The following is an 18,589-nucleotide window of genomic DNA, read 5'->3' on the forward strand; positions in this document are numbered from 1 at the left end:
CCGAGGGCGCGCCGTCGGCACCGGCCGGGGTGACGCTGAGCAGCGTGTTCCACTGGCCGCGCGCCGGGACCACCGCCGTGAAGGTGAGGGCCCGTGCAGTGGCGGCGGCACCGTGCCCGCTGATGAGGACAGTTTTCCGGACGTCGTTCCACGAGGAGCTGACCGTCAGGCATTCTCCCTCCGGGGCGCGGGATTCCTCCCACCGGCGCTGGACCCGTGCCTCCTTGACCTCGAACAGGTCCGCGAAGTCCGATTCCACCTCCACGGACACGCTGCACTCCGACGGGTCCGATGAGTAGTTCCTGATAGTGATTTCCTCGACGATGCCGGCGGCCACCTCCCGGAGCCGCTCGACGATGAGGGGGCTGTCCGCATAGCCGTCGGACCGGGGGACACGGCCGATGAAGAGGGCGCGGTACGGTTCCTTCGTCTCGGCCGTCAGCGGCTCGAGCGGCTGCCCGTTCACCGTCAGGTTCCAGCGGGACAGGATGCGGGTGTCCTCGTGGAAGGCGCCGTGGGGATGCTCCGGGTGGATATCCCCGTTGGCGGAAGAGATACAAAATGATGAACCCTCAACCAGGGTGACGGTTCCTGCCCCCACAGGCCCGGCAGCTGTGTCCGCATTCCATCCGGCCATGGGATGACGCTACGCCTCGCGCGGCCCGGATAAAAGGGGTTTGGCCTTGAACCTCAACCCGCCCGGGCATAGCCTGTCCCCGCACGGCAGATGCCGATCGGATCGGGGAGGCGGCCATGGGCGGAACACCGGCGGAGACGCCGCAGGCAAGCGTGATGGTGGACCTGATTATCTCGCTGGACGGTTATGCCTCGGCAGAGGGGTGGCCCGGGTGGTGGGGGCTGGAGGGCCCGGAGTACCTCGCGTGGCTGGACCAGGAAGCGGAGCGGAACTACACCTTCCTCCTCGGGGCCAACACGTACCGGCTGATGTCCGGCATGTCGGACGAGGCAGCGGCCGGCGGCTCCGGATTCTCGGAAGAGGAGGGTGCCTCGCTGACAGGGCTTGCCGCGGTTCCCAAGGTGGTCTTTTCCTCCACGCTCCAGGAGCCGCTGACCTGGCCGAACTCCGAACTGGTCCGCGGTGACGCGGTTGAGGCGGTCCGGACGATGAAGCTGTCAGGTGATCGGCCGATGAGCACGCTGGGCAGCCTCAGCCTCTGCCGGTCGCTACTGGCGGCGGGCCTGGTGGACCGCTTCCGGCTGGTGGTGTTCCCGGTGATCACCGGGCGTACAGGGCGGGAACGCATCTACGACGGCTATCCCGACGTCGCACTCCAGCTGGTGCACAGCAGGACCTTCGACGGCCGGCTCCAGCTTCTCGAATACATTCCCACCGTTCTGGACGGCCCGCCGGGCGCCAGCCGGACGTGACGGGAGCGGCGGTCAATCCGGTTGGCTGGCGGGGGTGTCGTGGGAGCCTGCCCACTCGCTGGCATCATCGGCGTTCGATCGCGGCGGGATGCGTCTGTTTCCGCAGGTCAGAAGCATTGACAGGGCATGCTGCCAGGCGCACGCTGGAAGCGCAGTCGATGGGGTGCGGCGGGCGGCGGCGTCCATGCCGCACCGTCCTGCCGCGTCCCGCAACCCGGACCCCGCCCCGGTTTCCGGACGAACAGCAGCACACTCTCCGCCAGGAGGAACAGAAAATGACCGCAGTAACCGTCAAAGCCCTTGAATCAAAGTCCTTCGACGAGCCCGACGAAAAGCGCCGGCCGCCCAAGACCCAGGTTGATGTGGTCACCCTTGGAGACACCACTCTGGCGAGGATGACCTTCGAACCCGGCTGGCGCTGGTCGGAAACGGTAAAGACGGTGGTCCACACCGACAGCTGCCAGGTCAACCATCTGGCTTTTGCACGGCGGGGACCCTGACAGTGGAAATGGAGGACGGCACCCGGGCCACTGTCACGGCCGGGGGCGCCTATTCGATCCCTGCCGGCCATGATGCCTGGGTGGAGGGCGACGAGACGTTCGTGGGCTACGAGCTCATGAGCGCAGCCACCTACGCCAAGCCTGCCTGAACATCAGGCTGCGTGCGCATCCGCGGCGGACAGGACCTCATCCAGGATGGCCAGGCCCGCCGCGGCGTCGCCGTCGTCGATATTCAGCGGGGGAGCGACGTGCAGCCTGTTGCCCAGGACCAGCGGCAGCAGGCCCCGCTCCAGGCACGCCTTCACCACGGCGGCCATCGGCGCAGTCGCCGCGCCGGTGGCGCCCGGCGGCACCAGCGGTTCCCGGGTCACCCGGTCACGCACCAGCTCCAGGCTCCAGAGCCCGCCGATGCCGCGCACGTCCCCGACAACCCGGTGCCTGTCGGCGAGCTCCCCTAGGCCGGGCCCCAGCACCTCGGAACCGAGGCGGGCAGCGGCCGCGATGGTGTCCTCGTCCCGCATCGCGGAGATGGCGCCCACGGCAGCCGCGCAGGCCAGCGGGTGTCCGCTGTATGTCAGTCCTGCCGGGTAGGGGCGGGTGGTGAACAGCTCGTAAACGGCATCGGAGACCAGGACGCCGCCCAAGGGCACGTATCCGGAGTTGACTCCCTTCGCGAACGCCATCAGGTCCGGCGCCACGCCGGCATGATCCACGCCGAACCAGGCTCCCGTGCGGCCGAAACCGGCCATCACCTCGTCCGCAATGTAGATAATGCCGTGCCGGTCACAGAGCTCGCGGAGCCCGCGCAGGTATCCGGGCGGGGGCACGATGACGCCAGAGCTGCCCGTCACCGATTCCAGGACCAGTGCGGCAATGGTGCCCGGGCCCTCGAGGAGGATCACCTGTTCCAGATGGGCCAGGGCGCGCTCACATTCTTCCTCCTGCGTCGCCGATCCAAAGGCCGACCGGTACAGGAATGGTCCAAAGAAGTGCACAGCGCCGGCCGCCCCGGTATCCGAGGCCCAGCGGCGGGGGTCGCCCGTAAGGTGGATCGAGGTTGTCGTCGAGCCGTGGTACGAGCGGTAGGCGGCGAGCACTTTGGGCCGCCCGGTGAAGAGCCGCGCCATCCGCACCGCGTGCTCGATGGCCTCCGTGCCGCTGCTGGTGAAAAGGACATGGCCCAGGCCCTCCGGGGCCACCTCCACGATCAGGCGCGCCGCTTCGCCCCGGACATCGGACGCCCAGCCGGGTGCCAGCGTGCAGAGCCGGTCCGCCTGCTCCCTGATCGCCGCTACGATGCGCGGATGCTGGTGGCCGAGGTTGGTGAACACCAGCTGCGAGCCGAAGTCCAGGTACCGCCGTCCGCCGTCGTCGACGACGTGGCTTCCGGAACCCCCGACCAGCGTCGGCACGTCACGCGGCCCCTGCATTGCCCAGGGATGGAACACCAGGTCGTCGAGATTCATGCCACCCTCCGTTGCGCTCGCATCAGGTCCCGTACCCACCTTGCTTGCATCCTATGCCTGCCAACAGCAGACCGGCGCAGGCAACTGCAATCCCCGGCAGATCCGTGGCAGGATGCAGGTATGCCGGACCGTCTCATGCTGCTGGACACTGCCTCCCTGTATTTCCGTGCCTTCTTCGGCATGCCGGACACGGTCCGCCGGCCCGACGGAACACCTGTCAACGCTGTCCGCGGGTTGCTCGACATGATCTCCAGGCTGGCCACCGACTACCGGCCCACCCACCTTGTGGCCTGCTGGGATGACGACTGGCGTCCCCAGTGGCGCGTGGACCTCATCCCGACCTACAAGTCGCACCGGGTGGCCGAGGTCATGGCTGACGCCCCGGACATCGAAGTGGTCCCGGACGCGCTCGAGGCCCAGCTGCCCTTGATCCGCGACGTGCTCGGCCTTGCCGGCCTCGCGATCGTGGGTGCCGCCGGGCATGAGGCCGATGACGTGGTGGGGACGTACGCGAGCCATGCAGCCTTCCCGGTGGACGTCGTCACCGGCGACCGCGACCTCTTCCAGGTGTGCGACGACGGGCGGCAGGTCCGCGTCATCTACACCGCCCGCGGGATGCGGAACCTCGAGGTGGTCACCGAGGAAACGGTGGTGGCCAAATACCGGGTGCTGCCGCAGCAGTACGCCGACTACGCCACCCTGCGCGGTGACGCTTCCGACGGGTTGCCTGGCGTCGCCGGAATCGGGGAGAAGACGGCGGCGTCCCTGCTCCTGAAGTACGGCACCCTCGAGGGGCTGCTGGAGGCGGCGGAGGACGATGCCAGCGGACTGGCCGGCCCGGTCCGGGCCAAGCTCGCCGCTGCCGCCGACTACCTCAAAGTAGCCCCCGCCGTCGTAAGGCTGGTTCGGAACCTGGAACTGCCAGGCCTTGAGGAGACCGGCGCGCGCCTGCGGCCGGTGACCGGGAACCAGCGTGCGGAACTCGAGCGGCTGGCGACGGACTGGAACCTGGGCGGTTCGGTGCGGCGCCTCCTCGATGCGCTGGACCGGAGGGCGTAAAAGCGCCACATTCGGGGTGTAACACTGGCCGGCGTGTGACGGCCGGTGTCGTGCAATGACCCGCCGTGACGGCGCGTTGCGGGAGGCGTCGGAGCATTGCGGGGGCGCTTGATCAGGGCGCCGGGCCTTTGGTTTGGTGAGGTGACGATCCAAGTGAGAGGGCACGCCCATGACATTCACCTCCGACCTGGCACCCCGCCGGCTGCGCGACATTTTTGGCACCTTTGCCACAGGACTGACGGTCATCACAGGCTCCACGGGGAATGGGCCTGCCGGGTTCACCTGCCAGTCCTTCGCCTCCCTGTCCCTGGAACCTGCTTTGGTGACGTTCAGCCCCGCGAGGACATCGAGCACCTGGCCGGTGCTGCGGGAGGCCGGCTCCTTCACCGTCAATATCCTTCCCGCGGAGCACCAGCACCTGGCCGGGCAGTTCGCCCGGTCCGGCTCAGACAAATTCGCCGGAGTCAGCCACACCACCTCGCCGCTGGGCAACCCTGTCCTCGATGACGCCCTGGCGTGGATCGACTGCGAGCTGCACGCCGAATACGACGGCGGCGACCACACCATCGTCGTGGCCGCCGTGCGGCACCTCAGCGCCCGCCAGGATGCCGAGCCGCTGCTGTTCTTCAAGGGGCGGTATGCGGGACTGGTGCCGGCAGGGCAGCTCCTCGAGGCTGCCGGCTGAAGTTCCCGGAGGGAAAGAAAGCTGCCTGGCCCTTCTTGCACCTCCCGCATCAGGTAGTAAGCTTGCTGAGCATTACTAGTAAGCTTGCTGATGAATCGGATGACGGAAGCAGGAGTAATGGGCACAGTGTTTGCGGTTGCCTTGTCAATCACGCTGACGGCCGGGGGAGCCGCGGTGGCAGCGGGCGCCCCTTTCGGCGGCGCAGCAGGCCTGGGCGGCCAGTACCTGGCCGGGCACGTCCTGCTGGGCGTGGGGCTCGGCCACCTGGCGGCGATGCTGGTGCGCTCCGGCCTCCGCAGGCTTGTCCGCCGGGTCCGCGCCCGCGCCGCTTCGGTCCCGGCCGAGACGGTGCCCGCTTCCACAGTCCAGGCACCCGAGGCCGCCGGCGTTCGGCTCGCCACTGTCTCAGTCCTGCCGGCCAGGCCCGCAGCCGTTTCACCCCTCCGGGGCCGGCATGCCGCCTGACCTCCAGCCGGCCGGGCAGCATGTTCTGCCGGCAACGGCGCGGCCAGTCAAAGCCGGGCCAGCAAAGAGCCGGTCAGTAACAGTACAGCCGGTTCCTGCGCGGCGGATGCGGACAGCAGCGGCGGCGCTGGCGGCCGCGTTGGCCTTGGCGGCCATTGTCTTCGCTGCCATCACCGGGATCCGGACCTCGGATTCGGACACGGCAACGCTTCGGGGCTTCCAGATCAGGGTCCTGAGCATCAGCCAGGCCGCGGCCGAGAACAGGATGGACGGAGCCCTGGCAGCCCTTCAGGCACTCGAAAGCGACCTGGACGCAGCGGCCCGGGACGGACGCATTTCCGCGCCGCGGCTCCGGAGCATTGAAACGGCATTGGAGACCGTCCGCGCGGACATTGCCGGGCACCTGGCATTCCAATCGTCCCTGGCAGGCGCAGCGGCCGCGCCGGGTACTACGGAAACCGTCCCGTCCGAAGCGCCGGACACGCAGTCCCAACCGGTCCAGCAGATACCGGCAGAGCCTGTTATCGCGCCCCTGCCTGGGTCCGGCCAGGGCGAGCCGCCCGCAGCGGTCCCGGATGCGGCCAAGGAGGGCAGGGGGAAGGGCAAAGCGCCGGGCAAGCAGTAGACGGCCCGGCGGCGGGGCACAATGGACGGATGACTTTTCCCAGCCGGCAGGAGCGGCCCCTTGATCCGGGGGCGTTCGACCTCGACGCGATCGGTACCGGGCTGGCATTCGCAGCGTCACTTGACGCGCTGAATGCCGCGCTTGGCAACGGCGCGGCGGTCGTGCAGGCGCCGCCGGGCACCGGCAAGACCACGCTTGTTCCGCCCCTGCTTGCCAACCACGTGCATCCCGCCGGACGGGTGGTGGTGACCCAGCCGCGGCGGGTGGCCGTGCGTGCCGCGGCACGGCGGCTCGCCTCCCTGGACGGAACCCGGCTTGGCAGCCGGGTGGGTTACACCGTCCGCGGGGAACGGCAGGCGGGAGCAGAAACGCTCGTTGAATTCGTAACCCCTGGCATTCTCCTGCGCCGCCTGCTCGTCGACCCCGGCCTTGAGGACACCGCCGCCGTCGTCCTGGACGAAGTGCATGAGCGCGGCCTTGAGACGGACCTGCTGGTCGGCATGCTGGCCGAAGTCCGGCAGCTCCGCGGTGACCTTACCGTCGTCGCAATGTCCGCGACCCTGGATGCGCCGCGTTTCGCTTCCCTGCTGGGGGATCGCGACGGCGGATCCGCGGCTCCCGTGGTCGACTGCCCCTCCGTGCTCCATCCCCTGGCGGTGGAATGGGTTCCGGGCGGCGGCCCGCGGCTGGATGGCAGGGGAGTGACACAGGGTTTCCTGGACCACCTGGCGGTAACGGCGGCGCGGGCGCACTCGGAAGCACTGGCCGGGGACAGCACCGTGGACGCGCTGGTCTTCGTCCCCGGCGCCAGGGAAGTCTCCGAGGTGGCGGCAGGGCTGCGGCGGAGGCTGGGGCCGGCCGTGGACGTGCTGGAGCTGCACGGCCAGGCGGGCGCCGCCGAGCAGGACCGGGCAGTGTCCGGACGCGGGCCGGGAGAGAGCCCGCGGATCATTGTGTCGACCGACCTGGCCGAGTCTTCCCTGACCGTGCCGGGAGTGCGGCTGGTGGTCGATTCCGGCCTGGCCCGTGAGCCGCGCAGGGACTCGGGCCGCGGGATGAGTGGCCTGGTGACGGTCTCCTGCTCCCGCGCATCGGCAGACCAGCGCGCCGGCCGGGCCGCCCGCCAGGGCCCGGGAAGAGTGGTGCGCTGCTACAGCCAGCAGGCGTACGGGGCGTCGCCGGCACATGTGACACCTGAGATCAAGGTTGCGGACTTAACGGGCGCCGCCCTGATGCTTGCCTGCTGGGGATCCCCCGGCGGCAAGGGACTGGCCCTGCCGGACAGTCCGCCGCGGCAGGCCCTGGACGATGCCGTGGAGGTGCTGCGGGAACTCGGCGCCGTCTCCGCCGACGGCCATGCCACATCCGCGGGCAGGCTCCTGGCCGGGATCCCGGCTGACCCACGACTCGCCCGTGCCCTCCTTGACGGCGCTGCGGCCCTCGGAGCCCGGGAAGCCGCCGAAGTGGTGGCGGCCGTGGCAGGCGACCAGCGGGCCCCGGGCGCCGACCTGCCCGGCCTTCTGTCCAGGCTCCGCGGTGACTCCGGCCCCGCCGGGCGGCGCTGGGCCGAGGAAGCCCGCCGGCTGGAACGTCTGACCCGGAATTCGTCCTCCGCCCCGCAACCGGCCCTTTCCATCGACGGCGCGGGCGGCACCGCGGTGGGGGCCGTCGTCGCCCTCGCCTTTCCCGACCGGGTGGCCCGCCTGGTACCCGGTGACGGGCCAGCCCGCTACCTGCTTTCGTCCGGGACGCGGGCGGGACTGCCCGCCGGGAGCGCCCTGTCCGGGCAGGAGTGGCTGGCCGTGGCCGAGGTGGCCCGGGCCGACGGACGGGACTCAGCCGGCACCGGCGCCGTCATCCGGGCGGCGGCACCGCTGACGGTCGAACTCGCCCAGGCAGCCGCGTCCGGCCTTATCACCGAGACTGTCGAGGCACAGTTCAGCCAGGGCCGGGTCACGGCACGGAAGGTCCGCCGCCTCGGCGCGATCGTGCTTGCCGACACTCCCGTCCGCCCCGGACCGGAGGAGGGCAGGGCCGCGGTGACCGGAGCGCTGCGCACGGAGGGGCTGGCTGTCCTGGAATGGTCGACGGCGGCCGCGGCCCTGCGCCGCCGTCTTGCCTTCCTGAGGCGGGAACTGGGGGAACCGTGGTCGGACGTCTCGGACCCGGCCCTCCTGCTGCGCCTCGACGAGTGGATGGGACCTGAACTTGAACAGCTTGCCGCAGGCGCCGCCGTCGGGTCCGTGGACCTCACCCAGCCGCTGCGCCGGCTGCTGCCTTGGCCCGAGGCCGCCAGGCTCGACGAGCTTGCCCCGGAATGGCTGGAGGTTCCCAGCGGTTCAAGGATCAGCATCGACTATCCGGGCCACGATGACGAGAGCGCCCGGCCGGTGGTGGCCGTGAAGCTGCAGGAATGCTTCGGCCTCGCCGAGTCACCGCGGCTGCTCGACGGTACCGTGCCTGTGCTTTTCCACCTGCTGTCCCCGGCCCGCCGTCCGCTGGCAGTGACTGACGACCTCACTTCCTTCTGGTCCGGCCCCTACGCCCAGGTCCGGGCGGAGATGAGGGGCCGCTACCCCAAGCATCCATGGCCGGAGGACCCCTGGAGCGCCCCTGCCACGGCCCGGACCAAGCAGCGCAGGTAAGCCGCTTCCGGGTGCTTCCTGTCGGCGCTGGTGAGGCCGGGTGATAACTCCGATACAAGATCGAAACGTTGCGTCGACGTGCTGAAACATGCTGTGGCTAGGCTCTCAGGTACATGGACAGCGTGGTCCATTCAACTTATGGAAGGACGTAAAGATGTTTCTCTTGAACAGCCTTAACCTTTTGCTCGACGGCCGGCGCGGCGACGATGCCTGGTCTTCCAGCGGGAGCAACGGAAAGACGGAGTTTCCCGAGGGCCGGCTCACCTCCACCGCCTGGGAGGGCTGGTGGCACGAGGAAGCCGCCTAGCGGATGCCGGGCGCCTGGTTGCTGCTGGCGCGGATGAATTCGGCCACGGGGGCTGCCAGCGAGGCCCCTACCTCGTCGGCCTGGCGTTTCTGGCCGGCGACGGCGAAGGAATGGTCGCCGCCCTCCATCCACTGAAGGACAGCTGAGGGCCCAATGCGGGAGATGACGCCCTCAAGAATTTCGGGTGTGGCGAAGGTGTCGCGGGTGCCCTGCAGGAACAGCATGGGGGTGGTGAGCCCGTAGAGGTGCTCGTCGCGAAGCTTCTCCGGTTTTCCCGGCGGGTGCAGGGGATACCCCAGGTAGATGAGCCCGTCGGCCGGCATTCCGTCCGCTACGGCCATTGAGGCCATCCGGCCGCCAAAAGACTTCCCGGCAGCCCAGACCGGACCCGATCCACCATGCTCGGCAGCCTGTCCGGCGGCCTCCGCCATGGCGGCCCGCCAGGTGGCGATGGCCGCAGGAGGCCGGTCAGGGAACCGTCGGCCGGCTTCACGGTACGGGAAGTTGAAACGCAGGGTAGCCAGTCCGAGGGCGTTGAGGGCCTGGGTGAAGCCCCGCAGGAAGGGATGCTCCATGCCGGCTCCGGCACCGTGGGCGACAACCACCGTAGCCCAGGGCGCTTCGGGGCGGGCATAGGCTGCGGAGACTTTGGTCCCGTCCACGTCAAGGGAGAGCTGTGTTTCGGCATCGGGCATGACTCCATCATGCCTGACCGCGGTGGGTGAAATGTGCCGGCTTCAGGACGGCGGGGTGTACGTTGTCCCCATGGCGAGCGAACAGACCACCATTACGGTCCAGGGTCCCCACGGCGAACGCGAGATGCGCATTTCCAGCCCCAGCCGGGTGCTGTGGCCGGACCTGGGACTGACCAAACTGGACCTGGCCCGCTATATCTGCGACGTGGGGGAGGCCTTCATTGCCGCGAACGGCGACCGGCCTGTGTCCCTGCAGAGATACTCGGACAACATCAACGGGGAAATGTTCTTCTCCAAAAACCCGCCGAAAGGGACCCCGGACTTCGTCCGCTCGGTCAAGGTGGTTTACCCCAGCGCACGCTCCCATCCGCAACTGGTGCTGGATGAGCCCGCGGCGGCTGTCTGGGCAGTCCAGATGAACACGGTGGTGTTCCATCCCTGGCCGTCGCGGACGGAAAACACCGACAACCCGGACCAGTTGCGGATCGACCTCGACCCGCAGCCGGGAACGGATTTCGACGACGCCGTCCCGGCCGCACTGGTGCTCAAGGAAGTGCTGGCGGAAGCGGGCCTGGACTGCTTCATTAAGACGTCGGGAAACCGGGGCCTCCACGTCTACGCGCCCATCGCCCCCGTCCGCGAGTTCCTGGATGTCAGGCACGCCGTGATCGCCGCGGCCCGGGAAGTGGAGCGCCGGATGCCGGACCAGGTCACGACGGCCTGGTGGAAGGAGGAGCGGGGCCAGCGGATTTTCCTTGATTTCAACCAGGCCAACCGGGACCGCACCATTGCCGGCGCCTACAGCCCGCGTGCCTTGCCGCATGCCCCGGTCTCCTGCCCCATCACGTGGGATGAGTTGGGGAATGCCGATCCGAAGAACTTCACCATCCTTACCGTTCCGGAGCGCCTGCGGACCACCGGCGACCTGGGCCGATTTCCACCGGAATCCCGGCAGCATTGACACCCTGTTGGAGTGGTGGGAGCGCGACGTCAAAGACGGCCTCGGTGAGCTGCCCTTCCCGCCGGACTACCCGAAGATGCCTGGCGAGCCGCCCCGGGTACAGCCCAGCCGGGCCAAGAAGCAGGACTAATCCGGAAGCCGTTCCTCTCCCGCGCAGGGCTTGGGGCAGCCCAATCCGCACTATCCCGCGGGACCTGCCCTGCCCAACACCCGGACCTGATTTGTCACAGCAGCATGTTCCAGGGGCGGTGCTCCTGATCGAGTAGTAGTGCCACGTTTGGCAGTGATTCTACGCAACCGGCCGCTCATGGGAGCGGCGGCTGCTGCCAGCCGTTGCCCGGCAGTGGGGGTGCGGTGGAGTGGTAGGTGTGGCCTGTTGGGGTGCGGGTCTGGACGGTGTGCCGGAGGCCGGGCCCCGGCAGCGGTCTTGCCGACCAGCCGGGGGTTTCTTTCGTGTGGTTGCAGGCTTCGCAAAGCCCTTGGCCGTTGCCTGCGGTGGTGGTGCCTCCTTCGGCCCAGCCCAGAATGTGGTCGTGGTGGCGGATCGGCGCGTCGCAGTACGGCGTGCGGCAGGTGTCGTCCCGGACCTGGAGGAAGCGTTTGAGCCCGGCGGGGAAGAGCCGCGCCCGGGAGTCCATCGCGACCAGCTCGCCCGTGCCGGGTGTGGTGTAGAGCCGGTGGATCCAGAGTGCCAGGTCTTGCCTGTCCTGCGCTCCGGTACCGATGCGTTCGGTGTTGAAGAGGAGAATGCGGGCGGTTTCGGCGGGGATGATGCCGTAGCCGGGGATCCTGGCCGGTTCGCTGTCGCCCTGGAACAACGCCCGGTCCGTCATCACGACCTGGAGGTCGATACCCGTGATCCCGCCCCGGGTGCCGGTGACGCGTTCGACCAGGGTGTCGGCCATGACCTGCCCCCGGGACCGCTCATCCCCTCCCGACCGGGCGCCATCGGCCTCCCGGACCAGCACGGCGTAGGCGGCCACACCCTGGGCGACGGGCATCAGCGCGGTCAGGTACGTCATCGCATCCGGCGCCGGCCGCAACGACACCGTCCGCTCCGTCACCGCATGCGCCGCCCTGCCTGCGACAGACCGCGGGTCGCGCCGGTACGCGGCGGTGCGGACGGCGCTAACAATGGCGCGGTCCCCGGCACCGTCCAGGGCGCCGGTGTCAGCGGCGAGTTCCTCGTCCACCGCCGCCCGGTCCTCCACAGTCAGGCAGGCTGTCTCCTTCACGACCAAAGTGGTGCGCCACTCGTTCAGCTGCCCGGACCGGAACGCGGCGAACGTCCGCGGCATCCCCGTCAGCGCTTTCGCCAAACCCAGGAGCCGTCCGCCCTTGGCGGGGGATTCCCGGCGTGCCAGCGCAATCTGGGCAGCCACACCGGCGCCCTGCTCCGCGGCCGGGACACCCGCCGCGGCCTGAACCCGCCGCTGGAACACATCAAAGGCGACAGTGATGTCGGCCTGCCGGGCACCGGCCAGGGACTTCACATCCTCCAGCTGCCGCAACTGGTCAATCATCCCCGCACCATCAGAAGCGACGGGCACGCGGGCGAGCAGGGCAAGCACGTCCGAAACAGTCGGGACACCATAAAGCCCCGGAACCGTCCTGTACCCTGGGTCTGCCGCCGTCCCAACTGCTTCCATGAACAGAGTCTTCCAGCACGGTCTGACAATTCCCGCCATGACCAGCGCCTATGTGGAAAACCAGCCGTGACCGCCACGTTGCTTGTTATGGCAGCACGCTGAAGGCCCGCTCCGAGCGGACCGGGCCTTCAGGAAACCGGGATTAGCTGGTGGTGCAAGTCCCGCTGCTGTGGTTGTAGCCGTTTGTGCCGTTGGCTTCGACGAAATTTGTGTCCAGTACACACGTCAGGCCATCCGAGTAAGACAGAACGTCCCAACCATCGATCCTGGTCACCTTCGGGTCGAAGTAAATGGTTCCGTCCGGAACGATTATCGACGATCCGAAAACCGCAACATATCCGCGTGTCCCGTCACTTGACCGCGAGCCCCCAGGGTAAGTCGTGGCATCCGAGTACTCCCGGTACCCCTGGAGGATCGCTGTGCCGGACGGCGTCACCACTTCGATCCGGCGCTGCTCCATCGTGAGGCACGTGGTCACACCCGGCGCCAGTTCGGTGCAGTCGCTTGTGGTGGACATCGTCGTGCCCTCGGTGCTGGCCGCATGGGCCGGCACTGCTGCGGCGACTGCCAGGGCAGCGACGGCTGCCCCATATGCTGACAGGCGGAGCAGGTTTTTGGTGCGCATGAAACGGATTCCCCCACATTGAAATTGGCGGCCCCAGCGGCCGCTCGTGGAGCCTATCAGCCTTGATGCCCCCCGCGGTTGCATTGGCCATGCCAACCACCGGTAGAAGTGCCGCCCGGCACAGCTGCCGGGCCGCCGTCGTACGCCACTCGAACCCGGACCGGAACCTACTCGAACCGGGACGCGTCTCCTGCGCCGTGCCGGACGACCTCCGCGACGCCGCTGGAGAAGTCAACGACAGTGGTGGGCTCGGCTCCGCAGTCGCCGGCATCGATCACTGCATCCACCTGGTGGTCCAGCCGCTCCTTGATGTCCCAGCCCTGGGTCAGCGGGTCTTCCTCATCCGGCAGCAGGAGGGTGCTGGACAGCAGGGGCTCACCCAGCTCGGCCAGCAGCGCCTGGACCACCCGGTTGTCCGGAATCCTGACGCCGACAGTCTTCTTTTTGGGATGCAGCAGCCGCTTGGGAACCTCCCGGGTGGCAGGCAGGATGAAGGTGTAGCTTCCCGGCGTGACGGACTTGATGCTCCGGAACACGTCGTTGCCGATGTTCACGAACTGCCCCAGCTGCGCGAAGTCACGGCAGACGAGGGTGAAATGGTGCTTGTCATCCAGCTGCCGGATGCTGCGGATCCGGTCCAGGGCCTCCCTGTTGCCCATCTGCGCGCCCAGCGCATAGCAGGAGTCGGTGGGATAGGCGATCAGCCCGCCGTCGAGGATGATGCGGACAGCCTGGGTGATGGCCCGGGGCTGGGGATCCTGTGGATGAACATCGAAGTATCTGGCCATGCCCCGAGCCTAGTGGCACCCCGCCCCGCCTGCACCAACGTTCCCAAACCCCCTTACCAGCGCGCCCCTCTTTGGGGCAGGATGTTGTCTGGTTTCACCGTGTCAGTCCCCACTAAGGAGATTCAGCCATGCCGACCATCCTCAACCCTTACCTCAATTTCCGTGACAACGCCCGCGAGGCCCTGAACTTCTACCAGTCCGTGTTCGGCGGCGACCTCCGCGTCAGTACGTTCGGTGATTACCAGGCCAGCGAGGATCCCGCGGAGGCGGACAAGATCATGCATGGCATGCTGACCACCCCCCAGGGTCTGGTCCTCATGGGCGCCGACACCCCGAACAGCATGGAATACCGTGAGGGGTCAGCCATCTCCATCTCGCTCAGCGGCGAGGACGAGGCAGAGCTTCGGGGCTACTACGACAAGCTCAGCGGCGACGGCGGTTCAGTCACCGTGCCGATGGAGAAGTCCCCGTGGGGAGATGTCTTCGGCATGTGCAAAGACCGTTACGGCATCGGCTGGCTGGTTAACGTCAACGCCGCCCAAGGCACCACGGGCGCACCCTGATCCTGGCGTGACTGTCTTCCCGGGGGGATCATCCCCCGGGAAGCACATCGCCCGGAATCCTCCTTGAGGCGCGCGGCACCGCCTGCGACGATGGACGGGTGGAATCCCTTTTCGAGTTCCTGTCCGATAAATGGTGGCTGGTCTTCCCGCTTGCCGCCTTTACCGGACACTGGGCCAACAGCTGGCGCAAGGCCAGCGAGCGCCGGCACCAGCGCAGGATGGAACTGTACAAACTGCGTAACCAGCACCTGGCAGCGGAGCAGGCGTCAACGGCGGAAGTGGAAGCCCTGATGGCGACCCATGACGCCACCACCCGGCGCTGGCTGGACTATGAACTGGACGTCGGCAAACTCATCGATTTTCCGCTGATGACGGACGTCCGGGAACCTTGACCGTGGCATTCCTCCGCGCGAAGCGGGAGGCCGATGGCCAGCGGCCCAACACTGCTGCGGACATCACGTCTCCAGCCCGGCTGGAGGCCTACCGGCAGGCCGTCAACAGTTTCGCCGTCGCGCTGGATGTGGCGGAGCGGGAAGCCCGGCGCATCAGGGACAGCAAGTTCACCGGACCCGAGCGTGAACGGCTGGCCACTGCCCGGAAGCTGCTGATGATCGCCGAGAACCATGCCGCCACCCCCGCCGAGCGCCAGGCAGCATACAAACGGGCTCGGCGGGAACTGGACGGCCTTATCGTCCTGCCGGACGTGACTGTCGCCGCACTGGAGGAGCGCATTGCTCCCGGGCTGGAATCGGGACGGGAGCCTTCGGAGTTCCGCCGGAACTGAAAGGCAGGGCAGCGTGGGCCGCACGCTTTATATCGACGTCGACGGCGTCATCTGCCCTTTCGGCCCGGAGGGAACCACCGGTTGGGGTTCAGCGTGGTGCCACGTGGACGCCGGCCTCCTGCCCGTTGCCTATGCAAGGGAGTTGGTGGAGGGGCTGAATTCGCTGGCACGGGCCGACGGGGTCCGCTGTGTTTGGCTCACCAGCTGGGAGGAACTTGCCCCGCAGTACTTGTGCCCCGCCATCGGCCTCGACGGCGGCACCTGGCCCTATCTCTCCTCGGCGGGGCCGCCCGGCGGCACCGGATGGTGGAAACTCCGCGCCATCCAGGACGATGTGGAAACGACCGGCCCGGACGCCGTGGCCTGGATCGACGACCAGTTGGATTTCGAGGCGGAGGCACAAGCGTGGGCGCGGCTGCTGGGCCGGCGGATCCGCCTTGTTTCGCCGCATCCGCGCCGGGGGATTACCCCGGCTGAACTGGCGGCGGTCAGCACGTTCCTGACCCAACCGATGTTTTGACCTGATGGCCCGGACGCGTACGATCGATAAGGTTTCCCGCCGGTTTTGCAAACGCCGCAAGTCATTCCACACGAACAGTCGGTGAATTATGCTGTCCAAGGCAGCAGCCGGGGGATAGAAACTGCCGAACGTCGTCTCTGCAGATTGGGCAACAGGTGGATATCACCTTCATGGTGGCGCTGGTCATTGCGCTGGCACTATTTTTCGACTTCACGAACGGCTTCCACGACACCGCAAACGCCATGGCCACCCCCATTGCGACCGGTGCCATCAAGCCGAAGACCGCGGTAACCCTGGCTGCCATCCTGAACCTGGTGGGCGCCTTCCTGTCCACCGAGGTGGCCAAAACGGTTTCCGGCGGCATCATCCGTGAGGGCTCGGACGGCATCCAGATCACGCCGGACATTATTTTTGCCGGCCTGATGGGCGCCATCCTCTGGAACATGATCACGTGGCTCAAGGGCCTGCCGTCCAGTTCATCCCACGCACTGTTCGGCGGCCTGATCGGCGCTGCGATAGCCGGCATCGGGATCCACTCCATCAACCTTGAGGGCCTCCTGCAGAAGGTCATCCTCCCCGCGATTTTCGCACCCCTCATCGCCGGCATCGTGGCGTATGTGTGCACCCGCCTCGCCTACGCCCTCACGTCCCGCCACGATCCTGAAACGGGCAGCAAGCTCACGCAGAAGCGCGGCGGCTTCCGCACGGGACAGATCTTCACCTCCAGCCTGGTGGCCCTGGCCCACGGCACCAACGACGCCCAGAAGACCATGGGCATCATCACGCTTGTCCTGATTGCAGCCGGCACCCAGGAGCCCGGTTCCGGCCCCGTGTTCTGGGTCATCGCCGCCTGCGCGTTCGCCATCGCCATCGGCACCTATGCCGGCGGCTGGCGCATCATCCGGACCATGGGCGCCGGGCTGACCGAGGTCAAGCCCGCCCAGGCTTCGCCGCCGAAACCAGCACCGCGTCCGCCATCCTGGCGTCCTCCCACCTGGGCTTCGCCCTGTCCACCACCCAGGTGGCCTCCGGTTCCGTGATCGGCTCCGGAATGGGCCGCAAGGGCACCAGCGTCCGCTGGAGCATGGTGGGGAAGATCGCCCTCGGCTGGCTCTTCACTCTGCCCGCCGCGGGCATCGTGGGTGCCCTCACCGCCCTGCTGGTCAAGACCGGCGTGGTGGGCGTCCTGATCGCGGCTGTCGCCGGCACCGCCGCCGTACTCTTCATGTTCTTCTACTCCCGCAAATCGGCTGTTGGCCACCACAACGCCATTGAAGTGGAGGAGGCCGGCCAGGCTGTCCGCTTCAGGAAGAAGAAGGCCATGGCCCGCGCCAGGGCGCAGGCACATAAAGCACAGCAAGAGGCCCAGGCACAGACCGACGCCGACGCGACCAACCCGAAGGAGCCCCGGCGATGAAGTGGCTGGAACTCGTGACCGTGGCCGGTGCCACCCTGATTGCGGCCGTTACCGTGGTCACCCTGTACTCGCTGGGTGTCCGGCTCACCGCCATCGCTGCAGATTCCCAGCAGGCCTCGCCGGGCATCAAGAAGTCGTTCGCCTACGTGTGCTTCGGCCTGTGCGGCCTGGCCGTGCTCTTCGGGCTGTACCTGATCATCCCGTACTTCTCCGGCTAGCCAGGACTGCGGTTCGGACCACTGTCCACGCCCGGCGGCTTTGGCTAGGCTGGGCGCATGCCACGCTTCCAGTACTTCGTCGCTGCCTCGCTGGACGGCTTCATCGCCACCTCCACCGACGACCTCGGCTGGCTCCTGCAGTTTGACGGCTTCGAGGGCGGATCCGAAAGCTACGACGCGTTCATGGCCGAGGTGGGCTGCATCGTCATGGGCGGAGAAACCTACGCCTGGCTGATGGCGCACGAGCCGGACAAGTGGCCCTATTCCGGGACGCCGAGCTACGTGTTCACCAGGCACGAGTATTCCGCGCCCGCAGGGGCGGACATCACTTTCGTGCGGGGCGACGTGGGCGAGTTCGTGGAGGATTTCCGGCGCGCGGCTGCCGGCAGGAACGTCTGGGTGGTGGGCGGCGGAAACCTGGCCGCCCAGTTCGCCGACGCCGGGCTGCTGGACGAAATCATCCTTTCGGTCATCCCGGTGGTCCTTGGCGAGGGCAAGCGCCTGTTGCCGCTGGCTGGCCCGACGCCGCCCCTTGAGTTGACTGCCTCGCGCACCCTGGGCAGGGGCGTGGTTGAGTTGCGCTACCTTTTCAGCCGCAATAGTACCTAGCGGCGCCCGGGTGCCGGAACCGGCTTGGCGCCGGCTATTGCCCTCCCGGCGCGTTCTTCCTGATCAGGTTCGTGATTCGGGCGGTCGAAAGGCGCCGGCCTGATCGTCCGTCATGACGATTTCGTGCGTTGCCAGGGTTCCGCCCAGGTGGATGGCGGTGCATGTCCCGGTCACCATGCCCGCTGCGATGGAACGGTGATGGGCGGCACTGACTTCAATGCCCACAGCATGCCGGCTCTCCCCGGCATGCATGGACGCTGCAAACGAGCCCAGCGTCTCGGCCAGCACAACATGAGCGCCACCGTGCAGGATGCCGGCCACCTGGGTATTGCCCGCCACCGGCATGGTGGCCACGGTTCTCTCGGGACTCATCTCAAGGAACCGAATGCCCATCTTCACCACCAGGGCGCCGATCCCGTACCGGCCCAGCCAGGCGTGCAAGTGGTCCGGAACGCCGGCGGCCGCCAGCTCCTCCGCGAAGGGACCGGGCGTGAAATTGTCCATCATGCCAACTAGGCTGGCACCTGTGAGTGAAACAACCAAACCGGCCCCTTTCCCGTCTGAAGTTCTTCCGCAGGACCCTGCCCTCGAAGGCGGAAGTGCCCTGGGCGGCACCGCC

General features: G+C 67.9%; 17 protein-coding genes and 5 pseudogenes. 15 read left to right on the forward strand and 7 right to left on the reverse strand.

Annotated elements, in window-relative coordinates:
- A partial coding sequence (locus G205_RS08390) for a glycogen debranching N-terminal domain-containing protein (RefSeq protein ID WP_009357615.1) occupies nucleotides 1–637 on the reverse strand: 637 nt, incomplete at its 3' end.
- Between the two features lie 116 nt (nucleotides 638–753).
- On the opposite strand from G205_RS08390, the gene G205_RS08395 reads away from it, so the two are divergent.
- Nucleotides 754–1,389: a dihydrofolate reductase family protein gene (locus tag G205_RS08395; protein WP_009357616.1), complete on the forward strand. Its 636-nt coding sequence runs from the start codon at nucleotides 754–756 to the stop codon at nucleotides 1,387–1,389.
- A 275-nt stretch (nucleotides 1,390–1,664) separates the two neighbouring features.
- A pseudogene (locus G205_RS08400) lies at nucleotides 1,665–2,038 on the forward strand (cupin domain-containing protein).
- A 3-nt stretch (nucleotides 2,039–2,041) separates the two neighbouring features.
- Here G205_RS08400 and G205_RS08405 read toward each other — a convergent pair.
- Nucleotides 2,042–3,355 (reverse strand): aspartate aminotransferase family protein, encoded by a 1,314-nt coding sequence (locus G205_RS08405; protein WP_009357617.1) that lies wholly within the window; start codon nucleotides 3,353–3,355, stop codon nucleotides 2,042–2,044.
- Between the two features lie 120 nt (nucleotides 3,356–3,475).
- Here G205_RS08405 and G205_RS08410 point away from each other — a divergent pair, with 120 nt between their 5' ends.
- From G205_RS08410 to G205_RS22080, 6 genes are all read left to right on the forward strand, one after another.
- The gene (locus G205_RS08410; protein ID WP_009357618.1) at nucleotides 3,476–4,414 is read left to right on the forward strand and encodes a 5'-3' exonuclease; all 939 of its coding nucleotides are present in this window, start codon (nucleotides 3,476–3,478) and stop codon (nucleotides 4,412–4,414) included.
- 169 nt (nucleotides 4,415–4,583) lie between these two features.
- Nucleotides 4,584–5,099 (forward strand): flavin reductase family protein, encoded by a 516-nt coding sequence (locus tag G205_RS08415; RefSeq protein ID WP_009357619.1) that lies wholly within the window; start codon nucleotides 4,584–4,586, stop codon nucleotides 5,097–5,099.
- Nucleotides 5,100–5,216: 117 nt separating this feature from the next.
- Nucleotides 5,217–5,564, forward strand: a complete 348-nt coding sequence (locus tag G205_RS08420; RefSeq protein WP_009357620.1) for a hypothetical protein — start codon at nucleotides 5,217–5,219, stop codon at nucleotides 5,562–5,564.
- A gap of 106 nt (nucleotides 5,565–5,670) precedes the next feature.
- Nucleotides 5,671–6,189 (forward strand): hypothetical protein, encoded by a 519-nt coding sequence (locus tag G205_RS08425; protein WP_009357621.1) that lies wholly within the window; start codon nucleotides 5,671–5,673, stop codon nucleotides 6,187–6,189.
- A 29-nt stretch (nucleotides 6,190–6,218) separates the two neighbouring features.
- Complete coding sequence (gene hrpB / locus G205_RS08430; protein ID WP_009357622.1) at nucleotides 6,219–8,834, forward strand: ATP-dependent helicase HrpB; 2,616 nt, start codon at nucleotides 6,219–6,221, stop codon at nucleotides 8,832–8,834.
- 154 nt (nucleotides 8,835–8,988) lie between these two features.
- Nucleotides 8,989–9,141 carry a hypothetical protein gene (locus tag G205_RS22080; protein ID WP_009357623.1) on the forward strand — a complete coding sequence of 51 codons (153 nt, stop codon included), beginning with the start codon at nucleotides 8,989–8,991 and terminating at the stop codon, nucleotides 9,139–9,141.
- On the opposite strand, the gene G205_RS08435 is transcribed toward G205_RS22080, so the two are convergent.
- On the reverse strand, nucleotides 9,138–9,836 hold the full coding sequence (locus G205_RS08435; RefSeq protein WP_009357624.1) for an alpha/beta hydrolase family protein: 699 nt from the start codon (nucleotides 9,834–9,836) through the stop codon (nucleotides 9,138–9,140). The two genes, G205_RS22080 and G205_RS08435, sit on opposite strands and share 4 nt — an antisense overlap.
- A gap of 70 nt (nucleotides 9,837–9,906) precedes the next feature.
- On the opposite strand from G205_RS08435, the pseudogene ligD reads away from it, so the two are divergent.
- Nucleotides 9,907–10,927 (forward strand): annotated as a pseudogene (gene ligD / locus G205_RS08440) (non-homologous end-joining DNA ligase).
- A 175-nt stretch (nucleotides 10,928–11,102) separates the two neighbouring features.
- On the opposite strand, the gene G205_RS08445 reads toward ligD, so the two are convergent.
- From G205_RS08445 to G205_RS08455, 3 genes are all read right to left on the reverse strand, one after another.
- Complete coding sequence (locus G205_RS08445) at nucleotides 11,103–12,320, reverse strand: HNH endonuclease (protein WP_009357625.1); 1,218 nt, start codon at nucleotides 12,318–12,320, stop codon at nucleotides 11,103–11,105.
- Nucleotides 12,321–12,588: 268 nt separating this feature from the next.
- On the reverse strand, nucleotides 12,589–13,071 hold the full coding sequence (locus tag G205_RS08450) for a hypothetical protein (RefSeq protein WP_009357626.1): 483 nt from the start codon (nucleotides 13,069–13,071) through the stop codon (nucleotides 12,589–12,591).
- Between the two features lie 167 nt (nucleotides 13,072–13,238).
- Complete coding sequence (locus G205_RS08455) at nucleotides 13,239–13,859, reverse strand: L-threonylcarbamoyladenylate synthase (protein ID WP_009357627.1); 621 nt, start codon at nucleotides 13,857–13,859, stop codon at nucleotides 13,239–13,241.
- 128 nt (nucleotides 13,860–13,987) lie between these two features.
- Here G205_RS08455 and G205_RS08460 point away from each other — a divergent pair, with 128 nt between their 5' ends.
- The 6 genes and pseudogenes from G205_RS08460 (at nucleotide 13,988) to G205_RS08485 (ending at nucleotide 17,970) form a co-directional block, all read left to right on the forward strand.
- Nucleotides 13,988–14,422: a VOC family protein gene (locus G205_RS08460; protein WP_009357628.1), complete on the forward strand. Its 435-nt coding sequence runs from the start codon at nucleotides 13,988–13,990 to the stop codon at nucleotides 14,420–14,422.
- 98 nt (nucleotides 14,423–14,520) lie between these two features.
- Nucleotides 14,521–15,206 (forward strand): annotated as a pseudogene (locus G205_RS08465) (hypothetical protein).
- Nucleotides 15,207–15,219: 13 nt separating this feature from the next.
- Nucleotides 15,220–15,726 carry an HAD domain-containing protein gene (locus G205_RS08470; RefSeq protein ID WP_009357629.1) on the forward strand — a complete coding sequence of 169 codons (507 nt, stop codon included), beginning with the start codon at nucleotides 15,220–15,222 and terminating at the stop codon, nucleotides 15,724–15,726.
- 155 nt (nucleotides 15,727–15,881) lie between these two features.
- Nucleotides 15,882–17,143: pseudogene (locus tag G205_RS08475) on the forward strand (inorganic phosphate transporter).
- Nucleotides 17,140–17,361, forward strand: a complete 222-nt coding sequence (locus tag G205_RS08480) for a hypothetical protein (RefSeq protein WP_009357630.1) — start codon at nucleotides 17,140–17,142, stop codon at nucleotides 17,359–17,361. The pseudogene G205_RS08475 and the gene G205_RS08480 overlap by 4 nt, the downstream one beginning before the upstream one ends.
- A 57-nt stretch (nucleotides 17,362–17,418) precedes the next feature.
- Complete coding sequence (locus G205_RS08485) at nucleotides 17,419–17,970, forward strand: dihydrofolate reductase family protein (RefSeq protein WP_009357631.1); 552 nt, start codon at nucleotides 17,419–17,421, stop codon at nucleotides 17,968–17,970.
- A gap of 34 nt (nucleotides 17,971–18,004) precedes the next feature.
- Here the strand turns inward: G205_RS08485 and G205_RS08490 are convergent.
- Nucleotides 18,005–18,477: pseudogene (locus G205_RS08490) on the reverse strand (hotdog fold thioesterase).
- Nucleotides 18,478–18,589 lie beyond the last annotated feature (112 nt).

It is taken from the genome of Arthrobacter nitrophenolicus (genome assembly GCF_000332815.1).
Lineage (GTDB): Bacteria > Actinomycetota > Actinomycetes > Actinomycetales > Micrococcaceae > Arthrobacter > Arthrobacter nitrophenolicus.

What these genes read in the sequence shown, in the direction of transcription:
- G205_RS08460 (WP_009357628.1), top strand. Translation starts at nt 13,988, where the DNA reads ATGCCGACCATCCTCAACCCTTACCTCAATTTCCGTGACAACGCCCGC.
- G205_RS08425 (WP_009357621.1), top strand. Translation starts at nt 5,671, where the DNA reads ATGCGGACAGCAGCGGCGGCGCTGGCGGCCGCGTTGGCCTTGGCGGCC.
- G205_RS22080 (WP_009357623.1), top strand. Translation starts at nt 8,989, where the DNA reads ATGTTTCTCTTGAACAGCCTTAACCTTTTGCTCGACGGCCGGCGCGGC.
- G205_RS08395 (WP_009357616.1), top strand. Translation starts at nt 754, where the DNA reads ATGGGCGGAACACCGGCGGAGACGCCGCAGGCAAGCGTGATGGTGGAC.
- G205_RS08415 (WP_009357619.1), top strand. Translation starts at nt 4,584, where the DNA reads ATGACATTCACCTCCGACCTGGCACCCCGCCGGCTGCGCGACATTTTT.
- G205_RS08480 (WP_009357630.1), top strand. Translation starts at nt 17,140, where the DNA reads ATGAAGTGGCTGGAACTCGTGACCGTGGCCGGTGCCACCCTGATTGCG.
- G205_RS08405 (WP_009357617.1), bottom strand. Translation starts at nt 3,355, where the DNA reads ATGAATCTCGACGACCTGGTGTTCCATCCCTGGGCAATGCAGGGGCCG.
- hrpB (WP_009357622.1), top strand. Translation starts at nt 6,219, where the DNA reads ATGACTTTTCCCAGCCGGCAGGAGCGGCCCCTTGATCCGGGGGCGTTC.
- G205_RS08455 (WP_009357627.1), bottom strand. Translation starts at nt 13,859, where the DNA reads ATGGCCAGATACTTCGATGTTCATCCACAGGATCCCCAGCCCCGGGCC.
- G205_RS08435 (WP_009357624.1), bottom strand. Translation starts at nt 9,836, where the DNA reads ATGCCCGATGCCGAAACACAGCTCTCCCTTGACGTGGACGGGACCAAA.
- G205_RS08445 (WP_009357625.1), bottom strand. Translation starts at nt 12,320, where the DNA reads ATGATTGACCAGTTGCGGCAGCTGGAGGATGTGAAGTCCCTGGCCGGT.
- G205_RS08485 (WP_009357631.1), top strand. Translation starts at nt 17,419, where the DNA reads ATGCCACGCTTCCAGTACTTCGTCGCTGCCTCGCTGGACGGCTTCATC.
- G205_RS08450 (WP_009357626.1), bottom strand. Translation starts at nt 13,071, where the DNA reads ATGCGCACCAAAAACCTGCTCCGCCTGTCAGCATATGGGGCAGCCGTC.
- G205_RS08420 (WP_009357620.1), top strand. Translation starts at nt 5,217, where the DNA reads ATGGGCACAGTGTTTGCGGTTGCCTTGTCAATCACGCTGACGGCCGGG.
- G205_RS08410 (WP_009357618.1), top strand. Translation starts at nt 3,476, where the DNA reads ATGCCGGACCGTCTCATGCTGCTGGACACTGCCTCCCTGTATTTCCGT.